A 25,551-nucleotide genomic window follows, 5' to 3' on the forward strand; every position below is an offset into this window, starting at 1 on the left:
GCTGTTTTAATGCCGCTGTCCAACGTCCACATCATCCATCAGGACGCCGCCGTCCTGGTGGTGAACAAACCGACCCTGTTGCTTTCCGTCCCTGGCCGGGCCGATGACAACAAGGACTGCCTGATCACCCGCCTGCAGGAAAACGGTTACCCGGAAGCCCGCATCGTCCATCGCCTGGACTGGGAAACCTCCGGCATCATCCTGCTGGCCCGCGATGCCGATACGCATCGTGAACTGTCCCGGCAATTTCACGACCGCGAAACAGAAAAGGCCTACACCGCCCTCTGCTGGGGCCAGCCGGAACTGGACAGCGGCAGTATCGACCTGCCTTTGCGCTACGACCCGCCGACCAAGCCACGCCATGTGGTGGACCACGAGTTCGGCAAAAACGCCCTGACCTTCTGGCGCGTGCTGGAACGCTGTGGCGACTGGTGCCGCGTGGAACTGACGCCGATCACCGGCCGCTCCCATCAGTTGCGCGTGCACATGCTCTCCATCGGTCATCCGCTGCTGGGCGACGGGCTCTATGCCCATGAGCAGGCGCTGGCCGCCTGGCCACGGCTGTGCCTGCACGCCAGCATGCTGAGCTTCACCCACCCGCAGACTGGCGAGCGCTTGCGTTTCGAGTGCCCCGCACCGTTTTAAGCATCAACGCATGACCCTGCAGGAGCGAGCCTGCTCGCGATAGCGCCGTGTCAGTCAACATCAATAGCGACTGACGCACCACCATCGCGAGCAGGCTCACTCCCACAGGGAGATCGCCCGCTCCACCAGTCCGACGCCAATTCTCCAGCCAATACGTTAAACTGGCGCCATTGCTGTCTGGAGCTACTTATGCGCGAAGAGTTGAACCAAGGCCTGATCGATTTCCTCAAGGCCTCCCCTACCCCATTCCATGCCACCGCCAGCCTCGTTCAGCGCCTGGAAGCGGCGGGTTATCAGCGTCTCGACGAGCGCGAGACCTGGGCCACCGAGGCCAACGGCCGCTACTACGTCACCCGCAACGACTCTTCGATCGTCGCCATCAAGATGGGCCGCCACTCACCGCTGCACAGCGGCATTCGCCTGGTTGGCGCGCACACCGATAGCCCGTGCCTGCGGGTCAAACCCCAGCCGGAACTGCAGCGCCAGGGTTTCTGGCAGCTGGGTGTCGAAGTCTATGGCGGTGCGTTGCTGGCACCGTGGTTCGACCGTGACCTGTCCCTGGCCGGCCGCGTGACCTTCCGCCGCGACGGCAAGGTCGAAAGCCAGCTGATCGACTTCAAGGCACCGATTGCGATCATCCCGAACCTGGCCATTCACCTCAATCGTGAAGCCAACATGGGCTGGGCCATCAACGCCCAGACCGAACTGCCGCCGATCCTTGCGCAGTTTGCCGGTGACGAGCGCGTGGATTTCCGCGCGGTGCTCACCAACCAACTGGCGCTGGAACACGGTCTGAACGCCGACGTGGTGCTCGACTACGAGCTGAGTTTCTACGACACCCAAAGCGCAGCAGTCATCGGCCTGCACGGCGACTTCATCGCCGGTGCGCGCCTGGATAACCTGCTGTCGTGCTACGCCGGCCTGCAAGCCTTGCTGACGGCTGACACCGAAGAAACCTGCGTGTTCGTCGCCAATGACCACGAAGAAGTAGGCTCCTGCTCCGCCTGCGGCGCTGACGGCCCGATGCTTGAGCAGACCCTGCGCCGCCTGCTGCCTGAAGGTGACGAATTCGTACGCACCATTCAGAAATCCCTGCTGGTTTCGGCTGACAACGCCCACGGCGTGCACCCGAACTACGCCGACAAGCACGACGCCAACCACGGGCCGAAACTCAACGCCGGCCCGGTGATCAAGGTCAACAGCAACCAGCGCTACGCCACCAACAGCGAAACCGCCGGGTTCTTCCGCCATCTGTGCATGGCTGAAGAAGTGCCGGTGCAAAGCTTCGTGGTGCGCAGCGACATGGGCTGCGGCTCGACCATCGGCCCGATCACCGCCAGCCATCTGGGCGTGCGCACCGTGGACATCGGCCTGCCGACGTTCGCCATGCACTCGATCCGCGAGCTGTGCGGCAGCCATGACCTGGCGCACCTGGTCAAGGTTCTGAGCGCGTTCTACGCCTGCCAAGAGTTGCCCTAACCCTGTAGGCGCCGGCTTGCTGGCGATGGCGTCCTTGAAATCGCTATCGCCGGCAAGCCGGCTCCTACAGTTGTTAAAACCACTAGACTTAAATTATCCCTTTCGACAAGGCAGTCGCCCATGATCTCGATGTCTTCCTTCCACGCCATGCTGATCCCGATTCTTTCGGGGATGATCATGCTGGCCATCGGCTTCAACTTCCGCGACAAGAACGCTGGCGTGTTCGCGATGTGGATCGGCATGCTGACGATTCTCGCCACCGTGGTGTTCAAGATCCTCGCCAAGCTCAACGAATAAAATCCACACCTGCGGCTCGCATTGATTTTGGCGGGCTCGTACACTCGGTCGATCTGTTCCTACAAGGTTGACCGCCTAGTGCTCGCTCGTCTTTTTGCCCTGCCCTGCTTATTTTTCGTCTGCCTGATGACGCTGCTGCCGCTCACGCCGGCCCAGGCCGTCGGCTTGCCGAGCCTGCTCGGAAGCTCGGAGAAAACCCAGCCCGAGGCACAGGAACCGCTGGGGCAATCCCTCGACGAAGTCATCAAATCACTGGAAAACGATCAGCAACGCACCAAGCTGCTGGCCGACCTGAAGAAACTGCGCGACGCCACCAAAAAAGCCCAACCGGCAGTTGAAGAAGGCGTACTCGGCCTGATCGGCAGCACGCTGGCCAATTTCGAAAAACAGTTTTCCGGCGCCGACAGCCCGCTCACGCGCTGGTCCGCAGAATTCAACCTGGCCAAGGACGAACTGATTGCCCTGGCGCTGCCCGCCAACGAATGGCTGCCGATCATCTTTGCCTTCGCGGTGATCCTGATGGTCTGGAGCCTGTTGGCCGCCGCGCTGATCTGGCTCGGCCATCGGGTGCGGATGCGCTTCGGCCTGACCGAAGAATTGCCGCAACACCCCAAGGCCCTCGACATGCTGCGCTTTGCCCTGCGCAAGCTCGGGCCGTGGCTGATTGCTCTGGTGATCACGGTCTACATGAGTTACGCCCTGCCCTCGTCGCTGGGCAAAAGCCTGGCCATGGTGCTGGCCTATGCGCTGGTGGTCGGCACGTGTTTTTCGGCGATCTGCGTGATTGCCTTTTCCCTGCTCGACGGTCCGCACCGTCACCGCGCCCTGTACATCCTGCGGCATCAGGCCTTTCGGCCGCTGTGGCTGATCGGCAGTTTCGCCGCGTTCGGCGAAGCCTTGAGCGACCCGCGACTGGTCAGCAGCCTCGGCACGCACCTGGCGCACACCGCTGCCACCGTCGCCAACGTGCTGGCCGCGCTGTCCACCGGGCTGTTCATCCTGCGCTTCCGGCGCCCGATCGCCCATCTGATCCGCAACCAGCCGCTGTCCCGGCGCCTGACCCGCCGCGCCCTCAGCGACACCATCGATATTCTCGGGACTTTCTGGTACGTGCCGGCACTGGTGCTGGTGGCCATTTCGCTGTTTGCCACTTTCGTCTCGGCCGGCGACACCAGCACCGCACTGCGTCAGTCGCTGATCTGCACCGTGCTGCTGGTGTTGTGCATGGTCATCAACGGGCTGGTGCGCCGCCACGCGCTGAAACCGCAACGCGGCGTGAAGCGCCATGCCCTCTATTCCGAGCGCCTGAAAAGCTTCTTCTACACCCTCGCCCATCTGCTTGTGTGGCTGGCGTTCATCGAGCTCGGCCTGCGCGTCTGGGGCATGTCGCTGATCGCGTTCACTGAAGGCGAAGGCCACGAGATCAGCGTCAAACTGTTCAGCCTCGGCGGCACGCTGATTTTCGCCTGGCTGATCTGGATCCTCAGCGACACCGCCGTGCACCACGCCCTCACCCGCTCGCGCAAAGGCCTGGCCAACGCTCGCGCGCAGACGATGATGCCGCTGATTCGCAACGTGCTGTTCGTGGCGATTTTCATCGTCGCGCTGATCGTCGCCCTGGCGAACATGGGCATGAACGTCACGCCGCTGCTGGCCGGTGCCGGCGTGATCGGCCTGGCCATCGGTTTCGGTGCGCAGTCGCTGGTAGCTGACCTGATCACCGGGCTGTTCATCATCATCGAAGACTCTCTGGCCATCGACGACTACGTGGATGTCGGCGGCCACCTCGGCACCGTCGAGGGCTTGACCATCCGCACGGTGCGTTTGCGGGACATCGACGGCATCGTCCACACCATTCCGTTCAGCGAGATCAAAAGCATCAAGAACTACTCGCGGGAGTTCGGCTATGCGATCTTCCGCGTGGCGATCCCGTCCAGCATGGACATCGACAACGCGATCAAGCTGATGCGCGATGTCGGCCAGAAGATGCGCACCGATCCGCTGCAACGACGCAACATCTGGTCGCCGCTGGAGATTCAAGGGGTGGAGAGTTTCGAGTCGGGCAACGCGATTCTGCGGGCGCGCTTCAAGACTGCGCCGATCAAGCAATGGGAAGTTTCTCGTGCGTTCAACCTGTCGCTGAAACGGCATCTGGATGAAGCGGGACTGGATCTGGCGACACCGCGGATGAGCGTGCAAGTGGTCACAGCGGGTGGCGGCCCGGCAACCGAATAACCCCGCACCCTGTAGGAGCCAGCTTGCTGGCGATGGACGTGAACGATTACGTGTGCGGTCTGAATGCGCGCTGTGTCTGTGCGTTTATCGCCAGCAAGCTGGCTCCTACAGGGTTTGCGGGCAGTCGCGAAATCGGCGGAGTTGAGCAAATCGCAGGCAAAAAAAATCCCCGAACCAGTCGGGGATTTTTTATGTGCGATCAATCAGCCCGGGGGCGGATCAATCTTCGCGGTAGCGACGCAGTTTCAGCTGCTTACCGGCAACGCGAGTGTCCTTCAGTTTGGTCAGGAGTTTTTCCAGACCATCTTCCGGCAGCTCGACGAGGCTGAAGCTGTCACGCACCTGGATGCGACCGATCGCTTCACGTGCCAGGCCACCTTCGTTGAGGATGGCGCCCAGCAGGTTTTTCGCCGCAATACCGTCACGCGCGCCCAGCGCGGTACGGCAACGGGCACGGCCTTCGGCCAATGGAACCGGAGCGCGACGCTCACGATCACCACGGTCCGGACGATCACCGGTACGCTCTGGACGATCGCCACGCGGTGCGTTGTTCGGCACCAGTGGACGTTCTTTCTCGATGGCTGCCAGGGTCAACGCCTGAGCGTTGGTGGCCTTGCGCAGCAGAGCAGCGGCCAGGGCGCGCGGCGTGCAACCGATGTCGGCGGTCAGGCGATCCAGCAGATCACCGTGGGTCGACTCGGCATCGCCAACCAGCGGCGACAGGCTGTTGGTCAGTTTCTTGATGCGGGCATCGAGAACGGCCTGAGCGTCCGGCAGGCGAACTTCGGCAACCTTCTGACCGGTTACGCGCTCGATCACTTGCAGCATGCGGCGCTCACGCGGAGTCACCAGCAGCAGTGCACGACCTTCGCGACCGGCACGGCCGGTACGGCCGATACGGTGAACGTAGGACTCAGGATCGTACGGCATGTCAACGTTGAATACGTGAGTGATGCGCGGAACGTCCAGGCCACGAGCAGCAACGTCGGTCGCCACAACGATGTCCAGACGGCCATCCTTGAGGGAATCGATCACGCGCTCACGCTGGTTCTGGGCAATGTCACCGTTCAGCGCAGCGGCTTTGTAGCCTTTGGCTTCCAGGGCGCTGGCCAGGTCCAGGGTCGCTTGCTTGGTGCGCACGAACATGATCAGGGCGTCGAAGTCTTCGACTTCCAGCAGGCTCAATACAGCCGAGGTCTTCTGGTCAGCGTGAACCAACAGGTGAGCCTGTTCGATCGCGGTAACGGTCTGAGTCTTGGTCTGGATCTTCACGTGCTGCGGATCACGCAGGTGACGCTCGGCGATCGCACGGATCGACTGCGGCAGGGTAGCCGAGAACAATACGGTCTGACGGGTTGGAGGCAGCGCCTTGAAGATGACTTCGAGGTCGTCCATGAAACCCAGTTTGAGCATTTCGTCGGCTTCGTCGAGAACCAGGTGGTTCACGGTCGACAGGACTTTTTCGTCGCGACGCAGGTGGTCGCACAGACGGCCCGGAGTGGCGACAACGATCTGCGCGCCATTACGGATTGCTTTCAGTTGTGGACCCATAGGGGCGCCGCCGTAAACGGCCACAACGGTAACGCCCGGCATTTGCTTGGCGTAGGTTTCGAAAGCGGTTGCTACTTGCAGCGCCAACTCACGGGTTGGCGCCAGGATCAGGGCTTGCGGCTCGCGCTTGGCAGGATCGATGCAGTGCAGGATAGGCAGGGCGAACGCGGCGGTTTTACCGGTACCGGTTTGCGCCTGGCCGATCATGTCCTGGCCGGCCATGATGATCGGGATCGATTGCTGCTGAATAGCCGAAGGCTCTTCGTAGCCAGTCGCGATGACGGCTGCAAGAATATTCGGATTAAGATTAAAAGCGGCGAAGCCGCCGGTTTCCTGGGTCATGGGTCTGCCTCTAAGTGCATCCGCAAAGACCCATGCTCCAAAGCTGCGCATGCCGTGTAAGACTCAAGAGTCGCCCTGGCTGCTTTGTCGGCGGGGATTTGCGAAAACGAATGAATGAAAAAGATTCGTCAAGGGAGAGTCCGGTGTGCGGACGTGCAGCCGAAGCTGACTTCGGGGAATTGCGCTACCTAAACGCGGCCCGGTTAAAGGCCGGCGCGCACTATACCGGAATTCGCCCAAAAAGGGAGCATTATTTGTCGGAAAAATGACGGATACACCGTTGTGTCACAGGCTTTGCGGATAATCGCGCGACGGTCTATTTTTCAAAGGCCCGGCCCTGCTGGGGATGGCGCTAAAACGGTTCACCGTGGCGACGCAAACCTGCCCCTTCACGCTCCTTCCCCGCTCGAGGAAATACCCCATGAATCAGCCCGCCTGCAGTCGTGTCACCCGTGAGCGACACGGCCATGTTCTGTTGATCGGTCTGGATCGGGTGGCCAAGCGCAACGCCTTCGACCTCGACCTGCTCAACGAACTCAGCCTGGCCTATGGCGCATTCGAAGCCGACAGCGAGGCGCGGGTGGCGGTGGTGTTCGGTCATGGTGAGCATTTCACCGCCGGGCTCGACCTGGTCAGCGCCAGCGCGGCACTGTCTGAAGGCTGGCAAGCGCCGCCCGGAGGCTGCGATCCATGGGGCGTGTTCGCCGGTCCGCGCGTCAGCAAACCGGTGATCGTCGCCGCGCAAGGCTACTGCCTGACCATCGGCATCGAGCTGATGCTGGCCGCCGACATCAACCTGTGCGCAAGCAACACCCGGTTCGCCCAGAAAGAAGTGCAACGCGGAATCTTCCCTTTCGGTGGGGCAACGTTGCGCCTGCATCAGGTGGCCGGCTGGGGCAATGCGATGCGCTGGCTGCTGACCGGCGATGAATTCGATGCGCATGACGCGTTGCACCTGGGGTTGGTGCAGGAAGTGATGGCCAGTGAGGATTTATTGCCTCGGGCCATTGAACTGGCAGAGCGGATTGCCCGGCAGGCGCCGCTGGGGGTGCAGGCGACGCTGATGTCGGCGCGGCAGGCGCGTTATGAAGGAGAGACCGCAGCGGCGAAAGGGTTGCCGCCGTTGGTGAAGAAGTTGTTGGCGAGTGAGGATGCGAGGGAAGGTGTGCGGTCGATGGTCGAGAAGCGGCCGGGCGTCTTCAAGGGGATTTGAGATTTGCAGTGATCTTTAGGGCCCCATCGCGAGCAGGCTCACTCCCACATTTGGAATGCATTCCCCTGTAGGAGTGAGCCTGCTCGCGATGAGCCCCTTATAGACGACACATCAGGTCGCCGGGCGAATCGCCTTGATCAACGACTGCAACGAATACCCCAGCCGCGGCGCCAGCGCTTCGGCCCGCGCAACCAGCCCATCCATGTCCAGCTCCTGATCCAGCTCCGAAGGCACGATCAGAATCACATTGCCCTCCTTCACCGGCAGCTCCCAGTAATGCCGATGGTAAAGCCCGCGCAACAACGCCGCGCCCAGCGGCTTGCCATCGTCGGTGGCCCACTGGTTGATCACCAGCCAGCCTCCCGGATTCAAGCGTTTCTGACAGTTTTCCAGAAAACTCCAGGCCAGATGCCCGACACCCGGCCCGACATCGGTATAAAGGTCGACGAAAATCAGGTCCGCCGGCTCGGCGGTATCCAGCAACTCCAGCGCATCGCCGACGCGGATATACAGGCGCGGATCGTCATCCAGCCCTAGGTATTCAATGGCCAGACGCGGTACGTCGGGCCGCAGTTCGATGGCTTCGACATCTTCCAGCGGCAGGAACTTCAGGCAGGCCTGGGTCAGCGTGCCGGCACCGAGGCCGAGAAACAGCGCGCTGTCCGGTTGCTCGTGGCACAGCGCACCAATCAGCATCGCCCGGGTATAATCGTATTCGAGCCAGCTCGGGTCCGCAGTGAACACGCAGCTCTGCTCGATGGCATCACCGAACTCGAGGAACCGGTAGTCGGCCACTTCCAGCACGCGAATCACGCCGAACTCATCCTGTACCTCGGCGAGCAGATGCTCGACGCGCTCCTCAGTCATTTCGTCTCCAGATCGTTACCGGCCGTGCCGCAACAAGAAGCGGCAAAGGCGCGATTGTCCGCGAAGCGACGGGAACAGGTCACGCACTAATTTGCTGATAACATGAACGCCCGAGCGTAAAACAACCGAGACCGTGATGAGCCAACCCTGGAGCCCTGACAGCTGGCGCGCCCTGCCGATCCAGCAACAACCCCACTACCCCGACGCCGCGCATTTGCAGCAGGTCGAGCAAACCCTGGCGAGTTATCCGCCGCTGGTGTTTGCCGGTGAGGCCCGGGAATTGCGCCGTCAGTTTGCCGAAGTGACCCAGGGTCGCGCGTTCCTGCTGCAAGGCGGCGACTGCGCCGAAAGCTTCGCCGAGTTCTCCGCCGCGAAAATCCGCGACACCTTCAAGGTGCTGCTGCAGATGGCAATCGTCATGACCTTTGCCGCCGGCTGCCCGGTGGTCAAGGTCGGGCGCATGGCCGGGCAGTTCGCCAAGCCGCGTTCGGCCAACGATGAAACCATCGACGGCGTGACCCTGCCGGCCTACCGTGGCGACATCGTCAACGGCATCGGTTTCGACGAAAAAAGCCGCGTGCCGGACCCGGAACGCCTGCTGCAGTCCTACCACCAGTCCACCGCCACTCTGAACCTGTTGCGCGCCTTCGCCCAGGGCGGTTTTGCCGACCTGCACCAGGTGCACAAGTGGAACCTGGACTTCATCGCCAACTCGGCGCTGGCCGAGAAGTACAGCCACCTCGCCGACCGCATCGATGAAACCCTGGCGTTCATGCGCGCCTGCGGCATGGACAGCTCGCCGCAACTGCGCGAAACCAGCTTCTTCACCGCCCACGAAGCGCTGCTGTTGAACTACGAAGAAGCCTTCGTGCGTCGCGACAGCCTGACCAACGACTACTACGATTGCTCGGCGCACATGCTGTGGATCGGCGACCGCACCCGTCAGCTCGATGGCGCGCATGTCGAATTCCTGCGCGGGGTGAACAACCCGATCGGGGTCAAGGTCGGCCCGAGCATGAACCCGGACGATCTGATCCGCCTGATCGACGTGCTCAACCCGGACAACGATCCTGGCCGCTTGAACTTGATCGCGCGGATGGGCGCGAACAAGGTCGGCGATCATTTGCCGGCGCTGATCCGCGCGGTGCAGCGTGAAGGCAAGCAGGTGCTCTGGAGTTCCGACCCGATGCACGGCAACACCATCAAGGCCAGCAGCGGCTACAAGACCCGCGACTTTGCGCAGATCCTCGGCGAGGTGAAGCAGTTCTTCCAGGTGCACGAAGCGGAAGGCAGTTATGCCGGTGGCATTCACATCGAAATGACCGGGCAGAACGTGACCGAGTGCATCGGTGGTGCGCGGCCGATTACCGAGGATGGGTTGTCGGACCGGTATCACACCCATTGCGACCCGCGGATGAATGCGGATCAGTCGCTGGAGTTGGCGTTTCTGATTGCCGAGACTTTGAAGCAAGTCCGGCGGTAGACCGAGACCCGCCAATCGCGAGCAGGCTCGCTCCCACAGTTGACCGAGTTGTCCCTTCGGACAAGGTTCCATGTGGGAGCGAGCCTGCTCGCGATAGCGTCAGCTCAGGCAACCCCTATTTCCGCAAATGCCACCCGCAACCGCGCCGCACTCGCCCGCGGGCAATTCAACTGCACCCGCTCCAGCCCGAGCCAATCCGCCATCCGCCGCAAATTCACGGCCAGCGCCCGCATCCCCTCCTCGTCCAGCCCCGGCTCTTCCTCGTGCACGGCGTGAATCGCCAACCGCCCCAACGCCCGCTCCGCACGCAAATCCACCCGCGCGGCAATCCGCTCATTGTGCAAGAACGGCAACACGTAATAGCCATACACCCGCTTGTCCGCCGGTGTGTAAATCTCCAGCCGATAGCGAAAATCGAACAACCGCTCGGTGCGGCTGCGTTCCCAGACCAGCGAATCGAAAGGTGACAGCAAGGCACTGGCCTCAACCTTGCGCGGCACTTTCGGCTCGGGCAGGCAAAACGCCGGTTGCCGCCAAGCTTGAACCTCGCAGGACTGTAGCTCGCCCGCTTCCACCAGTTCCGCCAAGCGGGGACGCGCATCGCCGGGATTCAGGCGAAAGTAATCACGCAGGTCCTTTTCCGTCGCCACACCCAAGGCAGTCGCCGCGTGCAGCAACAGGCCGCGCTGGGCCTCGGCTTCCGTGAGCAAGGGTTGCTGCAGGATCGCTGGCGGAATCACCCGCTCTGGCAAGTCATACAGTCGCTCAAACCCGCGGCGGCCGGCCACGGTCACTTCGCCAGCGGCGAACAACCATTCCAGCGCATGCTTTTCCGCGCTCCAGTCCCACCACGGTCCTGCCCGCTCCTGGCGGGTCGAGAGACTGCCGGCACCGAGCGCGCCGAGTTCCTCGACCGAAGCGAGCACCCGGCGAACGGTTTCCTGCTGTTCTCGCCCGAATCGCGCCAGTTGCTGATAGATATCTTCGCCCCGGCTCGCACGCAGCATCCGCCAGCGCATCAGCGGGTACATCGACAGCGGCAGTAACGAAGCTTCATGGCCCCAGTATTCGAACAGCGTGCGCCGTCGGCCCGAACTCCAGGCGGCCTGGTCGAGCAAATCGGATGAATAGTTGCCGAGGCGGGAAAACAGCGGAAGGTAGTGCGAACGCACCAGCGCATTGACCGAATCGATCTGGAGAATGCCCAGCCGTTCGATCAGGCGATTGAGTTGTACCGGTTTGATCGCCGCTGGCGGCTGGCGCCCGTTGAATCCTTGGGCGACCAGCGCCAGGCGTCGAGCCTGTTTGATGGAAAAGGACAGCGTTGCGGGCATGAGCGTCTCCTTGTCTGCTCGCAACCTACCTCACCGCAAGACGGTTTGTGTAGTTGTGGGTTACTCATTTGTGCATCGGGTCATCCCAGAATGGGCGGATGGCTTCGTGTTCGACATCCGCACGACTGAGCCCGATGTCCTTCAACGCTTCGTCGCTCATGCCCGCCAGCAGTTCACGCTCACGGTGCAATTCGTACCAGCGACCGATCTTGTGCAACAGGTCCGAGACCACGTGGATGGAATGTTTTTCTACGTCGACATAACCTTTTTGACCTTTCATCTTGTTGCCCTCCGTTTGGGATGGCTCAAGTGTCACGCCGGAGCTAAGATCAATCCAACGAATGTTTCTGATGCAACACATCTCGGAGATTGATGAATGTCCGCCTTCCCAAGTATCGATACCGAAGTGCTGCGCACCTTTGTCGCCATCGCCGACCAGGGCGGTTTCACCCGCGCCGGGGAACTGGTCAACCGCACGCAGTCCGCTGTGAGCATGCAGATGAAGCGGCTGGAAGAAGATGTGTTGCAGCGCCAGTTGTTTCAGCGCGATGGCCGGCAAGTGCGGTTGACTGCCGAAGGCCAGGTGTTGCTGGGTTACGCCCGGCGCATCCTGAAACTGCACAGCGAGGTGTTCAACACCTTGCGCGAACCGCACATGGTCGGCACGGTGCGCATCGGCACGCCGGACGATTACGTGATGCGTTTTCTGCCGGGCATTCTGCGGCGCTTTGCCCAGTCGTATCCGCTGATCCAGATCGAGGTTCACTGCGAATCATCAAAACAATTGCTGCTGCGTCAGGACCTCGACCTGTCGATCGTGACGCGCGAGCCGGGCAACGAGATCGGCCAGTTGTTGCGCAAGGAACGGTTCGTCTGGGCGGAAGCGCAGTGCTACAGCGCCCACGAGCAGACGCCGTTGCCGCTGGCGATGTTCAACAGTGATTGCTTCTGCCGGTTGTGGGCGTGCAATGCGCTGGACGCCATGGGCCGCGATTATCGCGTGGCCTACAACAGCTCCAGTCTGTCGGCGATCATGGCGGTGGTCAGCGCCGGCCTGGCCGTCACCGCGCAACTGGAAAGCCTGATCACCCCGGACTTGCGCATTCTCGGTGAGGCCGAGGACCTGCCCATTTTGCCCGAGGCCAGCATCATGCTGCTGCGCAACCTGCACAATCCATCGCCGATCACTGAATGCCTGGCGGAACACATCGTCGAAGGGTTCAAACTTTAAAGGCGAGCATCACCGCGCACAGCACCAGGAAGCCGCAGAACAGCCCGCGTAACAAACGCTCTGGCATGGCGTGGGCGATCTTCACGCCCCAGCTGATGCTCAGCAACCCGCCGACGGCCAGCGGCACGCCGACCTGCCAATCCACTTCTTGATGCACCGCGTAGGTCACCAGCGTGACGCCGGTGCTCGGAAGTGCCAGCGCCAGCGACAGCCCTTGGGCGACCACCTGGCTGGTACCAAACACGCTGGTCAGCACGGGCGTCGCTACCACGGCACCGCCGACGCCGAACAGGCCACCCATCGTGCCCGACGCTGCGCCGAGCACACCCAGCCACGGCCATCCGTATTTCATCCGCGAAGCAGCAGGCGCGCTCGCGGAAAACATTCGCAGCAGATTGAACGCCGTTAACACCACCAGGAACGCGACGAATCCGACGCGCATGCTTTGCGCGTCGATGCCCACCGCCCAGATCGAACCGATCCAGGCAAAACAAAAACCCATCGCCGCCAGCGGCAACGCGTGATGAAGCTCGATTTTGTTGCGCTGGTTATATCGCCACAGCGCCAGCATCACATTCGGCACCACCATGACCAACGCGGTGCCTTGGGCCATCTGTTGATCGAGGCCAAACAACACACCCAGCAACGGAATGGCGATCAGCCCGCCGCCAATGCCGAACAAGCCGCCCAGGGTTCCCAGGGCGGCGCCAAATACCAGGTACATCAAAAACTCGATCACGGCCGATTTCCTTTTATCTCAGGCCTTTCATCCTACGCAGTCGTCGCTGGCGGGGAAACGCACAGCAACGCACAATGGCTGTGCCAACTTCGCATAAGCATTGATCGCGCCATGAATCCCAATCAATTAACCGAACAACTGGGCCTGTTTCTCGATGTACTTGAAACCGGCAGTTTTTCCGCGGCCTCGCGCCGTCATCCACTGACGCCCTCGGCGGTGGCGCGACGCATCGACAGCCTGGAAAATGCCGTCGGCAGCCAGTTGTTCATCCGCAGCACCCATGCGGTGCGGGCCACGCCGGCCGGTTTGGCGTTCGCCGAGCGTACGCGGCGAATCGTTGCCGAATTGCAACTGGCCCGGGCCGAAGCCGTTTCCTTGAGCAGCGCACCGGAAGGCCTGATTCGACTCGATGCCCCTGCCGCGTTCGGACGGCGACACCTGGCACCGGTGATCGCCGACTTTCTGATGCTGTACCCCGGCCTCGATGTGCAGTTGCACCTGATCGAAAGCTTTGTCGACATGCAGGGGCTGAACCTGGGTAAGGTCGATCTGGTGCTGCGCGCCGGGCAGATGGCCGACACCCGTTTGGTGGCCACGCCGCTGGCGAGCATGGTGCGCATCGCCTGCGCCAGCCCGGAATACCTGCAACGCCGGGGCTTGCCGACCGATCCGGCCCAGTTGAGTGAACATGAGGGCCTTGATTGGGATGGACTGGCGCCACCGTTCGCCTGGCGGTTCGAACGTGACGGCCAGTTGCATCTGCACCGCCCGGGGCGCATCCGCATGAGTGCCAACAACGCCGAGGCATTAGTCTGCGGCGCACTGGCCGGACTCGGGATCGCGCATTTGCCGACCTGGCTCACCAGCGAATACCTGCTGCGCGGCGAGCTGGTGCCGCTGTTCTGTGAAAACGGCCTGCCCGAACCGGAAACCACCGGCATCTATGCTTTGCGTCTGGAACAGCAACCCAATTCCCGCAGCCGTTTGCTGTTGGAATACCTCAAGTCCCGCTTCAGCCCTGTTCCGCCCTGGGACCTGGCCTTGCGCAGCAATCTTGACCGGCACTAGGTCAGAATTATCTGGCGCATTAAACATTCGCCCGCTAGATTCATGAAGATCACTGATCAAGGCTTCGAAATGACCACCGAACGCGACACCACGGACAACTGCGACGACCTGCTGCTGGACAATCAGGCCTGCTTCGCCCTGCATTCCACCTCGCTGTTGCTGACCAAGGTCTACAAGCCATTGCTTCAGGCGTTGGGGCTGACCTATCCGCAGTACCTGGCGATGATGGTGCTGTGGGAAAAGGATGGTCTGACTGTCGGCGAAATCAGCACACGCCTGCTGACCGATCCCGGCTCACTGACCCCGCTGCTCAAGCGCCTGGAAGCCGAAGGCTTGCTCAGCCGCACCCGCAGCCGTGAGGACGAACGGGTGGTGATTGTCGAACTCACCGAACAGGGCCGCGCCCTGCGGGACAAGGCGCGAGGCGTTCCCCAATGCATCCTCGGCGCCAGCGGCATGACGCTGGAGCGCTTGCAGAAACTGCAGGCGGAGTTGCAAGTACTGCGCAGCAATCTGCAAGACAGCCTCTAACCCCCAGACACCAACGATCCCTGTAGGAGCAAGCTTGCTCGCGATCGCGGTGCGTCATTCAGCGTAGATGTTGACTGGCAGACCGCCATCGCGAGCAAGCTTGCTCCTACAAGGTTTCGGTGTTGCTGCCGCTTCTGCTCGACTTCCCCCTTCTCTGAAAAAAAACCCGCGTCGAAGAAAGCCGCTTCGACGGCTCTAGATCAGCGGTCTTGCCACCCCTCCCTCGACATTCCCTTTGTTCGTCCGTGACTTTTTTCAAAATTTATCTTGCGCGCTAAATATTTGCGCGATACATTCACCTCGCACTTACTTAGCGCGCAAACATTTAGCGCAAACAAACCAAACCCGAAACGAGGCCTACATCATGCAAACTCTCTACACCGCAATCGCAACCTCCACTGGCGGCCGTGACGGTCGTGCGGTTTCCAGCGACAACATCCTCGACGTCAAACTGGCTACCCCAAAAGAACTCGGCGGTGCTGGCGGCGCGGCCACCAACCCTGAGCAACTGTTCGCCGCCGGTTACTCCGCCTGCTTCATCGGCGCACTGAAATTCGTCGCCAGCCAGACCAAACGCAGCATCCCGGCTGACGCCTCGATCACTGCCCACGTTGGCATCGGTCAGATTCCTGGTGGTTTTGGCCTCGACATCGACCTGCACATCAGCCTGCCAGGTCTTGAACAAGCCGACGCGCAAACCCTGGTCGATGCGGCTCACCAGGTCTGCCCGTACTCCAACGCCACTCGCGGCAACGTCGAAGTGCGCCTGCACGTAACCGTCTAACCGAAGACCCCAAGACCGAACAGGAAACGAACATGAACACTTTCAGCAAAGTCTTGACCGGTACCCTTCTCGCCCTGTCCATCCACAGCGCATTCGCGGGCGACGGGGTTGAACACAACACCCAGGCGTTCCTCGATGTGTTGAACGCCGGTACCGGCAAACCGATGGAACAGATGACGCCTGCCGATGCCCGCGCCGTGCTGGTGGGCGCCCAGGCGGGGGTGAAACTGACACTGCCAAAAGCGGATGTCAGCCAGAAGACCATTCAAGTCGACGGCCAACCGCTCAGCCTGACCATCGTCCGGCCGGCCGGGGTCAAGGGCGAGCTGCCGGTGTTCATGTTCTTCCACGGCGGTGGCTGGGTGCTGGGGGACTTCCCGACCCACGAACGGCTGGTTCGGGACCTGGTCACGGGCTCGGGTGCGGCGGCGGTCTTCGTCAATTACACCCCATCCCCGGAAGCGCATTACCCGGTGGCGATCAACCAGGCTTACGCCGCTACCAAATGGGTGGCCGAGCACGGCAAGGAAATCAATGTCGACGGCAAACGCCTGGCGGTAGCCGGCAACAGCGTCGGCGGCAACATGGCAGCCGTGGTTGCGCTGATGGCCAAAGACAAGGGCACCCCGGCAATCAAATTCCAGGTGCTGTTGTGGCCGGTGACTGATGCGAACTTTGAAACGGCGTCTTACAACCAGTTTGCCGAAGGGCACTTCCTCACCAAAAACATGATGAAGTGGTTCTGGGACAACTACACCACCGACGCCAAGCAACGGAACGAGATTTACGCTTCACCGCTGCGGGCGACCACCGCACAACTCAAGGGCTTGCCACCTGCGCTGGTGCAGACGGCCGGTGCCGATGTGCTGCGCGATGAAGGTGAAGCCTATGCACGCAAACTCGACGAGGCCGGTGTGCCGGTCACGGCGGTTCGTTACAACGGCATGATTCACGACTACGGTTTGCTGAACGTGGTGAGCCAGGTGCCGGCGGTGCGCTCGGCGATGCTGCAAGCGTCGGAAGAACTGAAGCAACACCTGAAGAAGTAACACCGCTTACCTGTAGAAGCCGGCTTGCCGGCGATAGCGATCTTGAGGACGCCATCGCCGGCAAGCCGGCTCCTACAGGTTTGTGTATCGGTCGAGATCAATGATGTATGTGATACCGCCTTCGCGAGCAGGCTCGCTCCCACAGGGTTCATCGTTGAACCCGGAATTTCAGGCACAAAAAAGCCCGACTCAATGGTCGGGCTTTTTCATTCCTGAAGCAGTGCTTATTTAGCACGGCCTTTGTAGGAACCGCCTTCGCGGGTATCGATCTCGATCATGTCGCCGATTTCGATGAAGTCAGCAACCGACAGTTCGGTACCGTTCTTCAGTTTGGCAGGCTTCATCACCTTGCCGGAAGTGTCACCGCGAGCGGAACCTTCGGTGTAGTCAACCTGACGCACGATGGTGGTCGGCAGTTCTACGGAAACCAGACGCTCTTCGAAGAAGATCGCTTCGCAAACATCGGTCATGCCTTCTTCAACGAAAGGCAGAACGGCTTCGATGTCTTCAGCGTTCAGCTCGTACATGGTGTAGTCGGTGGTGTCCATGAACGTGTAGGTGTCGCCGCTGATGAAGGACAGGGTCGCTTCTTTGCGGTCGAGGATTACGTCGTCCAGTTTGTCGTCGGCGCTGTAAACGATCTCGGTCTTGTAACCGGTCAGCAGGTTTTTCAGCTTGGTCTTCATGATCGCGCTGTTACGACCAGATTTGGTGAATTCAGCTTTCTGAACCAACCATGGATCGTTTTCGAGACGGATCACGGTACCGGGTTTCAGTTCTTTACCAGTTTTCATTGCGAATATCCGAATTTGGATGGGATTTACAAAAATCTAGGCCGCGTATCATATCCAATTTAGGTAAAACTGTACCAGCGCTGCGGCAAGATCCGCCTGCAAGGCCTGTTCCAGACACCACGCTTCGGCATGTTTTTGCAGTTCGGGCCAGTGTTTACGGACAGTCAGCCAGTGACCGGACATATCATGCCCGGCATTCCACGCCCGCCATAGACCGCTGATCGCCTCGCAGGCGGGTGCCGAAAGGCCTTTTGTGTACAGCGTCAGGAAGGCTTCGAGCTTGTCCAGGTGAATGTCTTCGTCCTGGCGATAGATGTGCCAGAGCAGCGGCCGCCCCGCCCATTGCGCACGGACAAACGAATCTTCGCCGCGCACGGCGTTGAAATCGCAGCTCCACAACAGCCGGTCATATTGATCCTGTCGGACGAACGGCAGCACCTGCACGGTCAGGGCATCGCGCACATGCAGGGCACCCGCCGCCAATCCCTCGACGCCGAGCCAACGTTCGACATCCCCCAGGATCCTGCCTTCGGGCACCAGCACATGCGTGGGAACCGAATCCGCCGCCAGCACGTTCAACCAGCTTGCCAGTCCCGCATTCTCGTAGGCGAACAGTGAGATCAACTGCGCGCCTTGTGCGTGATAGATCCCCAAACCTTGCAGGAATGTTTGCCGGGCGACGGGATCCTGCTGGAAAGCCCTACGATCCTCAAGCAATCCCCTCTCACGCAGCAAGCCGCCGGTAGCCTTCTGGAACCCCGGAAAGAAGAAGTACTTCTGCACATTCTTGTACTTCACCGACGGCAAGCCGTGGCAACCGACAACCCAGTCCTCGGCACTCAGGTAGTCGAGGTTCAGCCACAGGGGCGGTTTTTCGCGGGCGGCCATGGCGTCCATATAGACGCTCGGCAACTGGCAGGCGAAGGCGGCGATCACTACGTCTGCTGCGTCGGTGGGCGGCCAGTCGGCGGGCCAATGGCGGACGTCGACGCCTTCCTGCCATTGCTGCGCGGCGTGAATGTCGATGCCCGGGCAAAGTCGCTCGAAGGCCCGCAGGTCATCGACCCACAAGCGCACTTCCAGGGCATGCTCGGCCACCAGTTGCCGGGCCAGGCGCCAGGTCACACCGATGTCGCCAAAGTTGTCGACCACGGTGCAAAAAATATCCCAGCGCCTGTGGTTTTTCATTTGAGGCATATCAGGCATTCCAGGCTCCCGTTGGCAAAGGCGCCGATTGTCCGCATAAATTACCCCGTGCAGAAGAGCCGACGGCGATTAATCTTCATGCGACAATCGCCACTCGCCCGCGACCAGCCGCCAGGAGGCCGTCATGCCCTATCGTTCCAAACCGCGCCGTCACTTGCCGATCCAGCTCAACGCTCTGCAACTGATCGGCAGCATTGCCCTCGGATTGTGGCTGGGGTTTCTCGCCATCGCGCTGACCTGCTGGCTCGCCTCTCGCCTGTTGTTCAGCGAGCAACTGGCGCCCGTCGCACAAGCGATCGAGCAACTGGCGCAACCGCCGGTGGTGGTGCAACCGGAGCCGGACATTCCGCCGCAGAGCCCGATCTTCCAGCAGTACGAAGAAAACCTGCGCAAGAACGAACAGGCGCAACGGCTCGATCAGGCCCGCAGCAGCAACCGCAACCTGTCGAACCCCAACTGCCAGTTCTGGCTGCAACAGGACCGCACGGCACCGAACGAAAAAAGCCGCGCCAACGTCCTGCAATTCTGCGATTGATCATGAACAAGCAAACCGTCCACCAACTGATTATCGACAAGCTGCGGGTCGATCTCGACATCGCCGAGCGTGCCGCGCAAACCGCTTACGAAACCGCGACCCACGAAGAAAACATCGCCGAAAAAAAATACGACACGCTGGGGCTGGAAGCGTCCTATCTGGCCGCCGGACAGGCAAAACGGGTCGAGGAAATCAGGCAATCATTGGCGCTGTGCCAGAACCTCGCGCTGCGGCGTTATGACGACCGGCGCGGCATCGAAGTCGGCGCCCTGCTCGGCCTGGAAGACGAAAAGGGTCGTGAGCAATGGCTGTTTCTGGCGCCCGACGCGGCGGGGCTGAAGGTCGATCTGGTGGGGCAGCTGATTACCGTCATCACCCCTCGCTCACCGCTGGGCAAAAGCCTGCTGGGCAAGTTCGAAGGGGACGAGGTGGAGATTCTGGTGGCGGGTGCTCGGCAACAGTTTTCTGTTACCGAGGTAATCTAATACGCGGATTAATGGACTGGGAGTTCGACGCCGTCGAACAGCTCTTCCAGTTCCTGCTTGTTGTGGCACTGGATAGCCTTGGCCATGACTTCGCGGGTCAGGTGCGGAGCGAACTTCTCGATGAAGTCGCACATGAAGCCACGCAGGAACGTGCCGCGACGGAAACCGATTTTGGTGATGCTGGACTCGAACAGATCGCTGGCATCGAGCATCACCAGATCGCTGTCGAGTTTGGCGTCGACCGCCATTTTCGCCACGATACCCACGCCCAGGCCCAAACGGACGTAAGTCTTGATCACGTCGGCGTCGGCTGCGGTGAACACCACTTTCGGCGTCAGGCCGCGATGGCTGAATGCTTCGTCGAGCTTGGAACGGCCAGTGAAACCGAACACATAGGTCACGATCGGGTATTCGGCCAGCGCTTCGAGGGTCAGCTTCGACAGCTTGGTCAGCGGGTGGCCCTGAGGCACGACCACGCAGCGGTTCCAGCGGTAGCACGGCATCATCACCAGGTCTCCGAACAGCTCTAGCGCTTCGGTGGCGATGGCGAAATCGACGGTGCCGTCAGCAGCCATTTCGGCGATCTGCATCGGCGAACCCTGGTGCATGTGCAGCGCAACGTCCGGGTATTGCTTGATGAAGTTGCTGATCACCGGCGGCAACGCATAACGCGCCTGGGTGTGCGTGGTGGCGATCGACAGGGTGCCTTTCTTCTCGTTGGAGAACTCCTGGGCAATCTGCTTGATGCTCTCGACCTTGCGCAGGATCTCGCCAGCGGTGGTGATGATGCGCTCGCCGGCCGGAGTGACGCGGGTCAGGTGCTTGCCGCTGCGGGCAAAGACCTCGACGCCCAATTCGTCTTCCAGCAGGCGGATCTGTTTACTGATACCCGGTTGCGAGGTGTAGAGGCTTTGGGCTGTAGCGGAAACGTTGAGGTCGTGGTGCGCCACTTCCCAGATGTAGCGCAATTGTTGAAGCTTCATATGAATCCCTCAAAGCAGGTAGACGCCACGGGCATCAGCGACGGTATATAACTATATTAATGGTTTGAAGAATAAATCTAGAACTTTTTTATCAATTTGCCACTATTCGTGTTCTAGCGATCCCCTTGGCGGCGCCGTTCCACCAGCGGCACCAGATAGACCGGGACCCGAGCCAACTGCAATACCCGCGCTGCGGTCCGGCCCAAAGGCGTTTCCGCGCCAGCACCATGGCTATGACTACCTACGATCAACAAATCCACAGAGAGTTTCTGAGCCTGGTCGAGAATGACCTGCGACGGATCGCCCTGAAGCACCCGCACCGCTTGTATCCGTTCCAGGTCGTGCTCCCCTTCCTCCCCCAGCTCCTCACGGAAACTGTCGAGCACGCGCTGCTCGATATTGGCGATCACCGTGTTCAAGCCCTGGCTGTGAAACTCGTTCAACGCCTGCTCGTCGAGGTAACTCTGAAGCACCGACTCGGCAAACAGCCCCATCGGTTCAACTGCGTGCACCACGTACAAATCGGCATTGAAAGTTCGAGCCAGTTCCAGCGCATGCTGCATCACCAATGGGGCGTACAGGCCGAGGTCAGTGGCATACAGCATCGAACGAATCATATGACCTCCTCGAGTGCCAACATGGCGGAGATTTGATTCAGCTTAGCAGTGCCTTGGCGAGTGCGACGTCCCGCGTAACGCGTTGAACCGTGGGCTTAAACCTTTTGCTCGTTGCTTATGCCATGGGGCACATGGCCGGTGGCGACCACCTCGCGGGCCAATTCGCAATGGCCGGCCTGGTCATCGAAAAACACGTCGGCGGCAAAGGCTTCGAGGAAAGCGGACTTGGTGAGCCCGCCGAGAAACAGCGATTCATCCAGGCGGATGTCCCACTCGCGCAAGGTGCGGATCACCCGCTCGTGAGCCGGTGCCGAACGCGCGGTGACCAACGCGGTGCGGATTGGACAGGCGTCCTCCGGAAACTCGCGCTGCAACAGGTTGAGCGCCGCGAGAAAGCCTTTGAACGGCCCGCCGCGCAAAGGCTCGCGGGCACTTTCACGCTCGCTGGCCTGGAACGCTTCCAGCCCCCCGGCCTGATAGATGCGCTCGGACTCGTCGGAAAACAGCACCGCGTCACCGTCGAAGGCAATCCGCAATTCATCGCTCGCGGCACGGCTGGCACCGCCCGAGAGAATGGTCGCCGCCGCGAACCCGGCATCCAGCGCGCTGCGCACGTCTTCGGCGTGGGTCGACAGAAACAGATCGCAACCAAACGCCTTGAGATAAGGATACGGACTGCGCCCACCGACAAACGCCGCACGGGAAATCGCCAGTCCGTAGTGGTGAATCGAGTTGAACACGCGCAACCCGGTGTCGGCACTGTTGCGCGACACCAGGATCACTTCGACCCGGGCGCGACCCAGGCTGGTATTGAGGTTGAGGAGTTTTTCAACGAGTGGGAACGCATCGCCGGGCTCGAGGATTTCGTCTTCGTGTTCGATCTGGTATTGCCGATAAGCCTCGACGCCGCTCGACAGATACACCTTGTGGCTTTCACTCAGATCGAACAGCGCACGCGAAGAAATCGCCAGCACCAGTTTGTCGTCAATCGTCTTTGCCATGCCCTTCCCCCCTCGGGTTGATCGACTCAGGTGTTTCGTCGATCGATAAAACTCAAACTGCGATACAGCGCCTCGATCCGCGGCAACTCACATCCGGCGGCTTTGGCCGCCGCCAATGGCCGGGCGTAGATGGCTGCCAGTTCCAGCGGTCGCTTGTGCAGGAAATCGTGGTACATGCTCGGCCAGTAGTCCGGCATTTTCTCGGTCATAATGAACAGATAGTCGGCATAACCGGCCGGCATGTCGTGACCGCAGGCCTTGGCGCCCTGCACCACTTCGGCCATCAGCGCCTTGATCAGTTCCCGGCTGTCGGCATCGGCCATCAACGGCGTGGTGCCCGCGCCAAGCAGTACCGAGAGGCCGTTGTAAGGGATATTCCAGACCAGTTTCTGCCAGCGTGCCTGATGCAGATTCGGCATGGCCTGGGAGTCGATGCCGGCGCTGCGGAACAGCCCGGCGCCCTCCTCGACAATCGCCATGCGCGCCTGATCATCGCTGGCGGGGCCGCTGTGATAACCCACGTTCACCGCGCCCAGGGCCTGATGGGTGATCGCGCCTGGGCCGGTGCGATGGACGCAGATCAGACACAGCCCGCCGAGCAGGTGCAGAGTGTCGGGGAGCAAGGCGCGCAGACTGTCTTCGACATCCAGGCCATTCTGCAGCAACAGCACCTTGGCGTTCGGCGCGGCGGCCTGAATGATCGCCGGTGCCAGATCGGCATTACTGGTGGTCTTCGCGCCGACCAGCAACCAGTCGCAGGGCGGCATGTCTTCGGCCGACGAATAGGCCTGCACCGGATTCAGGGTCAGCGCACCGTGCACTGCGCTGTCCAGTTGCAACCCGCGTTCGGCCACTGCCGAAAATTCGCTGCGCAACAGAAAATGCACATCGAAACCGGCCCGCGCCAGCATCAACCCGTAGAAACCTCCGATCGCACCGGTTCCGATAATCCCGATGGTCGGCCTGGCAACTGCACCCGTCATGGCAACTCCTCTGCTGTTCTGGTCAACGCCTGATCCACGGCCGCATTGAGCTCGGTGCCGGTCAGGCGCGATTTTAGGGCCCCGAAAAACTCACCGTCGCGCACCACAAACAGCGCCGGCAAATGAAAGACCTGATAACGCTGGACCACCCCGCCATTGTCCCCGGCATCGATCCAGCACAAACGATCGACATGCAGGTCGAGCCTGGGCAATTGCTCACGGGCAAAACGGCAGCTGGCGCAGCCAACGCTGGTGAAAATCACCAGCGATACGCCGCTCATCGCCAGCAACCGTTGGTCGGCGTCGAAATCGGTCAGTTCCAATTCGACCACTATACTGGGGGAAACAATGTCAGATGGCCGACACATGGAGTCCGTGCTCATGGGACGTTTTATTCCTCATCCTGACGATGTACCCGTCGAATTAACGTTGCTCAAACCAGAGTGTATTTCACGGCAACAGCTGCACACTATCAGCCTCGGGGGCATGGCTTGCAATTACCACCGCGCCTGGCGTCACGGCACGGCGCTGGAAGTTCGCATGCCGACGCTGAACCCCGACTTGCGCTACCTGGGCTATGTGGCCTGGTGCCTGCGACGCAAGCGCGGCTATCTGGTGGGCATTGCCTTCGTTGACGAGCAGATGATGTTCAGTGCCCGGATGGGCGAACAGGTCTGCCAGATCGAACGTTACTGTCGCCTGCATGACGCCCATGACGATCTGCAGGAAACCCAGGCCCTGGCCCTCGAATGGGTGCAGCAGCACGCCGACGAGTTCTCTCACGACACGGTTCGCAAGGCATTTGCACAAGCGGTGTTGGACTGAAGGGTGTTCGCAATTCGCGAGAATGCCCCTAAAACCGGCGTCTGCCCATTGTCGAGCCACGGTGTAACGCGCTAAGGTTCCGCTCCCCGACGCGCTTAAATTTGCTGTGCTCCGCCGCGCGGGTTCGCTGGCGGCCGGCACCCGTGACCTGACGAGTAAACGATGGCTGATTTACCGATCAACGACCTAAACGTCGCCTCCAACGAGACGCTGATCACTCCCGACCAGCTCAAGCGTGATATCCCTCTGAGCGACGCTGCCCTGCGCACCGTCACCAAGGGTCGCGAAGTCATTCGCAACATTCTTGATGGCACCGACCACCGCCTGTTCGTCGTCATTGGGCCTTGCTCGATCCACGACATCAAGGCCGCCCACGAATACGCCGAGCGCCTGAAAGTGCTCGCTGCGGAAGTGTCCGATACGCTGTATCTGGTCATGCGCGTGTATTTCGAGAAGCCGCGCACCACCGTCGGCTGGAAAGGTTTGATCAACGACCCGTACCTGGACGACTCCTTCAAGATTCAGGACGGTCTGCACATTGGTCGTCAGTTGCTGCTGGACCTGGCCGAGATGGGCCTGCCCACCGCCACCGAAGCCCTCGACCCGATCTCCCCGCAGTATCTGCAGGACCTGATCAGCTGGTCGGCCATTGGCGCGCGCACCACCGAATCCCAGACTCACCGTGAGATGGCGTCCGGCCTGTCCTCGGCCGTCGGCTTCAAGAACGGCACCGACGGCGGCCTGACCGTGGCGATCAACGCCTTGCAATCGGTTTCCAGCCCGCACCGTTTCCTGGGGATCAACCAGGAAGGTGGCGTGTCGATCGTCACCACCAAGGGCAACGCCTACGGTCACGTAGTATTGCGCGGCGGCAACGGCAAGCCGAACTATGATTCGGTCAGCGTCGCACTGTGCGAACAAGCGCTGAACAAGGCCAAGATCAAGCCGAACATCATGGTCGATTGCAGCCACGCCAACTCCAACAAGGACCCGGCCCTGCAACCACTGGTGATGGAGAACGTCGCCAACCAGATCCTCGAAGGCAACCAGTCGATCATCGGCCTGATGGTCGAAAGCCACCTCAACTGGGGTTGCCAGGCCATCCCGAAAGACCTCGCCGACCTGCAATACGGCGTGTCGATCACCGATGCCTGCATCGACTGGTCCGCGACCGAGAACACCTTGCGCAGCATGCATGCCAAGCTCAAGGATGTGTTGCCGAAACGCGATCGTTCCTGATCACTGTTCAGCGCACACAAAAACGCCGGGCTAAA

27 protein-coding genes are annotated in these 25,551 nt (G+C 60.9%); 15 read left to right on the top strand and 12 right to left on the bottom strand.

Going from position 1 to position 25,551, the window contains the following annotated elements:
• The first annotated feature begins 9 nt into the window (after positions 1 to 9).
• The 4 genes from ACF6ZU_RS02380 (at position 10) to ACF6ZU_RS02395 (ending at position 4,656) form a co-directional block, all read left to right on the top strand.
• On the top strand, positions 10 to 645 hold the full coding sequence (locus ACF6ZU_RS02380) for an RluA family pseudouridine synthase (RefSeq protein ID WP_392890328.1): 636 nt from the start codon (positions 10 to 12) through the stop codon (positions 643 to 645).
• Positions 646 to 834: 189 nt separating this feature from the next.
• Positions 835 to 2,124: a M18 family aminopeptidase gene (locus ACF6ZU_RS02385; RefSeq protein ID WP_392890329.1), complete on the top strand. Its 1,290-nt coding sequence runs from the start codon at positions 835 to 837 to the stop codon at positions 2,122 to 2,124.
• Between the two features lie 120 nt (positions 2,125 to 2,244).
• Positions 2,245 to 2,421: a hypothetical protein gene (locus ACF6ZU_RS02390; RefSeq protein ID WP_392890330.1), complete on the top strand. Its 177-nt coding sequence runs from the start codon at positions 2,245 to 2,247 to the stop codon at positions 2,419 to 2,421.
• 78 nt (positions 2,422 to 2,499) lie between these two features.
• Positions 2,500 to 4,656 carry a mechanosensitive ion channel family protein gene (locus tag ACF6ZU_RS02395; protein ID WP_392890331.1) on the top strand — a complete coding sequence of 719 codons (2,157 nt, stop codon included), beginning with the start codon at positions 2,500 to 2,502 and terminating at the stop codon, positions 4,654 to 4,656.
• Between the two features lie 219 nt (positions 4,657 to 4,875).
• Here the strand turns inward: ACF6ZU_RS02395 and ACF6ZU_RS02400 are convergent, their stop codons facing one another.
• Positions 4,876 to 6,549 (bottom strand): DEAD/DEAH box helicase, encoded by a 1,674-nt coding sequence (locus ACF6ZU_RS02400; protein WP_392890333.1) that lies wholly within the window; start codon positions 6,547 to 6,549, stop codon positions 4,876 to 4,878.
• A gap of 421 nt (positions 6,550 to 6,970) precedes the next feature.
• Between ACF6ZU_RS02400 and ACF6ZU_RS02405 the strand changes: the two genes are divergently transcribed.
• Positions 6,971 to 7,762, top strand: a complete 792-nt coding sequence (locus tag ACF6ZU_RS02405) for a crotonase/enoyl-CoA hydratase family protein (RefSeq protein WP_392890335.1) — start codon at positions 6,971 to 6,973, stop codon at positions 7,760 to 7,762.
• 111 nt (positions 7,763 to 7,873) lie between these two features.
• On the opposite strand, the gene ACF6ZU_RS02410 is transcribed toward ACF6ZU_RS02405, so the two are convergent.
• Positions 7,874 to 8,629, bottom strand: coding sequence for a spermidine synthase (locus tag ACF6ZU_RS02410; protein WP_392890336.1), 756 nt, complete (start codon positions 8,627 to 8,629; stop codon positions 7,874 to 7,876).
• Positions 8,630 to 8,765: 136 nt separating this feature from the next.
• Between ACF6ZU_RS02410 and ACF6ZU_RS02415 the strand changes: the two genes are divergently transcribed.
• Entirely contained in the window at positions 8,766 to 10,112 is a 1,347-nt protein-coding gene (locus ACF6ZU_RS02415) for a class II 3-deoxy-7-phosphoheptulonate synthase (RefSeq protein WP_392890337.1), read from the top strand.
• A 104-nt stretch (positions 10,113 to 10,216) separates the two neighbouring features.
• Here ACF6ZU_RS02415 and ACF6ZU_RS02420 read toward each other — a convergent pair whose 3' ends face one another.
• Both ACF6ZU_RS02420 and ACF6ZU_RS02425 read right to left on the bottom strand, forming a co-directional pair.
• Positions 10,217 to 11,446: a winged helix-turn-helix domain-containing protein gene (locus ACF6ZU_RS02420; RefSeq protein WP_392890338.1), complete on the bottom strand. Its 1,230-nt coding sequence runs from the start codon at positions 11,444 to 11,446 to the stop codon at positions 10,217 to 10,219.
• Between the two features lie 64 nt (positions 11,447 to 11,510).
• Positions 11,511 to 11,726, bottom strand: a complete 216-nt coding sequence (locus tag ACF6ZU_RS02425; protein WP_392890339.1) for a DUF1127 domain-containing protein — start codon at positions 11,724 to 11,726, stop codon at positions 11,511 to 11,513.
• Between the two features lie 96 nt (positions 11,727 to 11,822).
• On the opposite strand from ACF6ZU_RS02425, the gene ACF6ZU_RS02430 reads away from it, so the two are divergent.
• Positions 11,823 to 12,677, top strand: coding sequence for a LysR substrate-binding domain-containing protein (locus tag ACF6ZU_RS02430; RefSeq protein ID WP_392890340.1), 855 nt, complete (start codon positions 11,823 to 11,825; stop codon positions 12,675 to 12,677).
• On the opposite strand, the gene ACF6ZU_RS02435 is transcribed toward ACF6ZU_RS02430, so the two are convergent.
• The gene (locus ACF6ZU_RS02435; RefSeq protein WP_392894001.1) at positions 12,667 to 13,401 is read right to left on the bottom strand and encodes a sulfite exporter TauE/SafE family protein; all 735 of its coding nucleotides are present in this window, start codon (positions 13,399 to 13,401) and stop codon (positions 12,667 to 12,669) included. The genes ACF6ZU_RS02430 and ACF6ZU_RS02435 overlap by 11 nt on opposite strands.
• A gap of 126 nt (positions 13,402 to 13,527) precedes the next feature.
• Between ACF6ZU_RS02435 and ACF6ZU_RS02440 the strand changes: the two genes are divergently transcribed.
• The 4 genes from ACF6ZU_RS02440 (at position 13,528) to ACF6ZU_RS02455 (ending at position 16,848) form a co-directional block, all read left to right on the top strand.
• Positions 13,528 to 14,484 (top strand): LysR family transcriptional regulator, encoded by a 957-nt coding sequence (locus ACF6ZU_RS02440; RefSeq protein ID WP_392890341.1) that lies wholly within the window; start codon positions 13,528 to 13,530, stop codon positions 14,482 to 14,484.
• A gap of 69 nt (positions 14,485 to 14,553) precedes the next feature.
• On the top strand, positions 14,554 to 15,015 hold the full coding sequence (locus ACF6ZU_RS02445) for a MarR family winged helix-turn-helix transcriptional regulator (protein WP_392894003.1): 462 nt from the start codon (positions 14,554 to 14,556) through the stop codon (positions 15,013 to 15,015).
• 364 nt (positions 15,016 to 15,379) lie between these two features.
• The gene (locus ACF6ZU_RS02450; protein ID WP_008031409.1) at positions 15,380 to 15,799 is read left to right on the top strand and encodes an organic hydroperoxide resistance protein; all 420 of its coding nucleotides are present in this window, start codon (positions 15,380 to 15,382) and stop codon (positions 15,797 to 15,799) included.
• A gap of 32 nt (positions 15,800 to 15,831) precedes the next feature.
• Positions 15,832 to 16,848: an alpha/beta hydrolase fold domain-containing protein gene (locus tag ACF6ZU_RS02455; protein ID WP_392890342.1), complete on the top strand. Its 1,017-nt coding sequence runs from the start codon at positions 15,832 to 15,834 to the stop codon at positions 16,846 to 16,848.
• Between the two features lie 224 nt (positions 16,849 to 17,072).
• Here the strand turns inward: ACF6ZU_RS02455 and ACF6ZU_RS02460 are convergent, their stop codons facing one another.
• A complete protein-coding gene (locus ACF6ZU_RS02460; RefSeq protein ID WP_007943632.1) occupies positions 17,073 to 17,642 on the bottom strand; it encodes an elongation factor P in 570 nt (189 codons plus the stop codon).
• A 48-nt stretch (positions 17,643 to 17,690) separates the two neighbouring features.
• Positions 17,691 to 18,848 carry an elongation factor P maturation arginine rhamnosyltransferase EarP gene (gene earP, locus ACF6ZU_RS02465; RefSeq protein ID WP_392890344.1) on the bottom strand — a complete coding sequence of 386 codons (1,158 nt, stop codon included), beginning with the start codon at positions 18,846 to 18,848 and terminating at the stop codon, positions 17,691 to 17,693.
• Positions 18,849 to 18,972: 124 nt separating this feature from the next.
• On the opposite strand from earP, the gene ACF6ZU_RS02470 reads away from it, so the two are divergent.
• Positions 18,973 to 19,383: a hypothetical protein gene (locus ACF6ZU_RS02470; protein WP_392890346.1), complete on the top strand. Its 411-nt coding sequence runs from the start codon at positions 18,973 to 18,975 to the stop codon at positions 19,381 to 19,383.
• 2 nt (positions 19,384 to 19,385) lie between these two features.
• Positions 19,386 to 19,868: a transcription elongation factor GreAB gene (locus ACF6ZU_RS02475; RefSeq protein ID WP_392890348.1), complete on the top strand. Its 483-nt coding sequence runs from the start codon at positions 19,386 to 19,388 to the stop codon at positions 19,866 to 19,868.
• Positions 19,869 to 19,876: 8 nt separating this feature from the next.
• Here ACF6ZU_RS02475 and cysB read toward each other — a convergent pair whose 3' ends face one another.
• The 5 genes from cysB to ACF6ZU_RS02500 all read right to left on the bottom strand — a co-directional run bounded on the left by cysB (position 19,877) and on the right by ACF6ZU_RS02500 (position 23,835).
• Positions 19,877 to 20,851: an HTH-type transcriptional regulator CysB gene (cysB, locus tag ACF6ZU_RS02480; protein ID WP_008148549.1), complete on the bottom strand. Its 975-nt coding sequence runs from the start codon at positions 20,849 to 20,851 to the stop codon at positions 19,877 to 19,879.
• 113 nt (positions 20,852 to 20,964) lie between these two features.
• On the bottom strand, positions 20,965 to 21,468 hold the full coding sequence (locus ACF6ZU_RS02485; RefSeq protein WP_392890350.1) for a universal stress protein: 504 nt from the start codon (positions 21,466 to 21,468) through the stop codon (positions 20,965 to 20,967).
• 95 nt (positions 21,469 to 21,563) lie between these two features.
• A complete protein-coding gene (locus ACF6ZU_RS02490) occupies positions 21,564 to 22,469 on the bottom strand; it encodes a 5'-nucleotidase (protein WP_392890352.1) in 906 nt (301 codons plus the stop codon).
• Positions 22,470 to 22,495: 26 nt separating this feature from the next.
• Positions 22,496 to 23,452 (bottom strand): putative 2-dehydropantoate 2-reductase, encoded by a 957-nt coding sequence (locus ACF6ZU_RS02495; RefSeq protein WP_392890354.1) that lies wholly within the window; start codon positions 23,450 to 23,452, stop codon positions 22,496 to 22,498.
• Positions 23,449 to 23,835 (bottom strand): thioredoxin family protein, encoded by a 387-nt coding sequence (locus ACF6ZU_RS02500; protein WP_392890355.1) that lies wholly within the window; start codon positions 23,833 to 23,835, stop codon positions 23,449 to 23,451. The genes ACF6ZU_RS02495 and ACF6ZU_RS02500 overlap by 4 nt, the downstream gene beginning before the upstream one ends.
• Between ACF6ZU_RS02500 and ACF6ZU_RS02505 the strand changes: the two genes are divergently transcribed.
• Both ACF6ZU_RS02505 and ACF6ZU_RS02510 read left to right on the top strand, forming a co-directional pair.
• Positions 23,834 to 24,277 carry a PilZ domain-containing protein gene (locus ACF6ZU_RS02505; RefSeq protein WP_392890357.1) on the top strand — a complete coding sequence of 148 codons (444 nt, stop codon included), beginning with the start codon at positions 23,834 to 23,836 and terminating at the stop codon, positions 24,275 to 24,277. The two genes, ACF6ZU_RS02500 and ACF6ZU_RS02505, sit on opposite strands and share 2 nt — an antisense overlap.
• A gap of 162 nt (positions 24,278 to 24,439) precedes the next feature.
• Positions 24,440 to 25,516, top strand: coding sequence for a 3-deoxy-7-phosphoheptulonate synthase (locus tag ACF6ZU_RS02510; protein ID WP_392890358.1), 1,077 nt, complete (start codon positions 24,440 to 24,442; stop codon positions 25,514 to 25,516).
• The last annotated feature ends 35 nt before the right edge of the window (positions 25,517 to 25,551 follow it).

The organism is Pseudomonas migulae (assembly GCF_043225285.1).
In the GTDB taxonomy this organism is placed as follows: Bacteria; Pseudomonadota; Gammaproteobacteria; order Pseudomonadales; family Pseudomonadaceae; genus Aquipseudomonas; species Aquipseudomonas migulae_C.

Excerpts from the sequence above, each read along its gene's own strand:
- ACF6ZU_RS02430 (WP_392890340.1), top strand. The coding sequence starts at position 11,823 with ATGTCCGCCTTCCCAAGTATCGATACCGAAGTGCTGCGCACCTTTGTC.
- ACF6ZU_RS02475 (WP_392890348.1), top strand. The coding sequence starts at position 19,386 with ATGAACAAGCAAACCGTCCACCAACTGATTATCGACAAGCTGCGGGTC.
- ACF6ZU_RS02455 (WP_392890342.1), top strand. The coding sequence starts at position 15,832 with ATGAACACTTTCAGCAAAGTCTTGACCGGTACCCTTCTCGCCCTGTCC.
- ACF6ZU_RS02510 (WP_392890358.1), top strand. The coding sequence starts at position 24,440 with ATGGCTGATTTACCGATCAACGACCTAAACGTCGCCTCCAACGAGACG.
- ACF6ZU_RS02440 (WP_392890341.1), top strand. The coding sequence starts at position 13,528 with ATGAATCCCAATCAATTAACCGAACAACTGGGCCTGTTTCTCGATGTA.
- ACF6ZU_RS02490 (WP_392890352.1), bottom strand. The coding sequence starts at position 22,469 with ATGGCAAAGACGATTGACGACAAACTGGTGCTGGCGATTTCTTCGCGT.
- ACF6ZU_RS02500 (WP_392890355.1), bottom strand. The coding sequence starts at position 23,835 with ATGAGCACGGACTCCATGTGTCGGCCATCTGACATTGTTTCCCCCAGT.
- cysB (WP_008148549.1), bottom strand. The coding sequence starts at position 20,851 with ATGAAGCTTCAACAATTGCGCTACATCTGGGAAGTGGCGCACCACGAC.
- ACF6ZU_RS02390 (WP_392890330.1), top strand. The coding sequence starts at position 2,245 with ATGATCTCGATGTCTTCCTTCCACGCCATGCTGATCCCGATTCTTTCG.
- ACF6ZU_RS02415 (WP_392890337.1), top strand. The coding sequence starts at position 8,766 with ATGAGCCAACCCTGGAGCCCTGACAGCTGGCGCGCCCTGCCGATCCAG.
- ACF6ZU_RS02380 (WP_392890328.1), top strand. The coding sequence starts at position 10 with ATGCCGCTGTCCAACGTCCACATCATCCATCAGGACGCCGCCGTCCTG.
- ACF6ZU_RS02505 (WP_392890357.1), top strand. The coding sequence starts at position 23,834 with ATGGGACGTTTTATTCCTCATCCTGACGATGTACCCGTCGAATTAACG.
- ACF6ZU_RS02410 (WP_392890336.1), bottom strand. The coding sequence starts at position 8,629 with ATGACTGAGGAGCGCGTCGAGCATCTGCTCGCCGAGGTACAGGATGAG.
- ACF6ZU_RS02450 (WP_008031409.1), top strand. The coding sequence starts at position 15,380 with ATGCAAACTCTCTACACCGCAATCGCAACCTCCACTGGCGGCCGTGAC.
- ACF6ZU_RS02425 (WP_392890339.1), bottom strand. The coding sequence starts at position 11,726 with ATGAAAGGTCAAAAAGGTTATGTCGACGTAGAAAAACATTCCATCCAC.
- ACF6ZU_RS02400 (WP_392890333.1), bottom strand. The coding sequence starts at position 6,549 with ATGACCCAGGAAACCGGCGGCTTCGCCGCTTTTAATCTTAATCCGAAT.
- ACF6ZU_RS02420 (WP_392890338.1), bottom strand. The coding sequence starts at position 11,446 with ATGCCCGCAACGCTGTCCTTTTCCATCAAACAGGCTCGACGCCTGGCG.
- ACF6ZU_RS02485 (WP_392890350.1), bottom strand. The coding sequence starts at position 21,468 with ATGATTCGTTCGATGCTGTATGCCACTGACCTCGGCCTGTACGCCCCA.
- ACF6ZU_RS02405 (WP_392890335.1), top strand. The coding sequence starts at position 6,971 with ATGAATCAGCCCGCCTGCAGTCGTGTCACCCGTGAGCGACACGGCCAT.
- earP (WP_392890344.1), bottom strand. The coding sequence starts at position 18,848 with ATGCCTGATATGCCTCAAATGAAAAACCACAGGCGCTGGGATATTTTT.
- ACF6ZU_RS02435 (WP_392894001.1), bottom strand. The coding sequence starts at position 13,401 with ATGTACCTGGTATTTGGCGCCGCCCTGGGAACCCTGGGCGGCTTGTTC.
- ACF6ZU_RS02385 (WP_392890329.1), top strand. The coding sequence starts at position 835 with ATGCGCGAAGAGTTGAACCAAGGCCTGATCGATTTCCTCAAGGCCTCC.
- ACF6ZU_RS02495 (WP_392890354.1), bottom strand. The coding sequence starts at position 23,452 with ATGACGGGTGCAGTTGCCAGGCCGACCATCGGGATTATCGGAACCGGT.
- ACF6ZU_RS02445 (WP_392894003.1), top strand. The coding sequence starts at position 14,554 with ATGACCACCGAACGCGACACCACGGACAACTGCGACGACCTGCTGCTG.
- ACF6ZU_RS02460 (WP_007943632.1), bottom strand. The coding sequence starts at position 17,642 with ATGAAAACTGGTAAAGAACTGAAACCCGGTACCGTGATCCGTCTCGAA.
- ACF6ZU_RS02470 (WP_392890346.1), top strand. The coding sequence starts at position 18,973 with ATGCCCTATCGTTCCAAACCGCGCCGTCACTTGCCGATCCAGCTCAAC.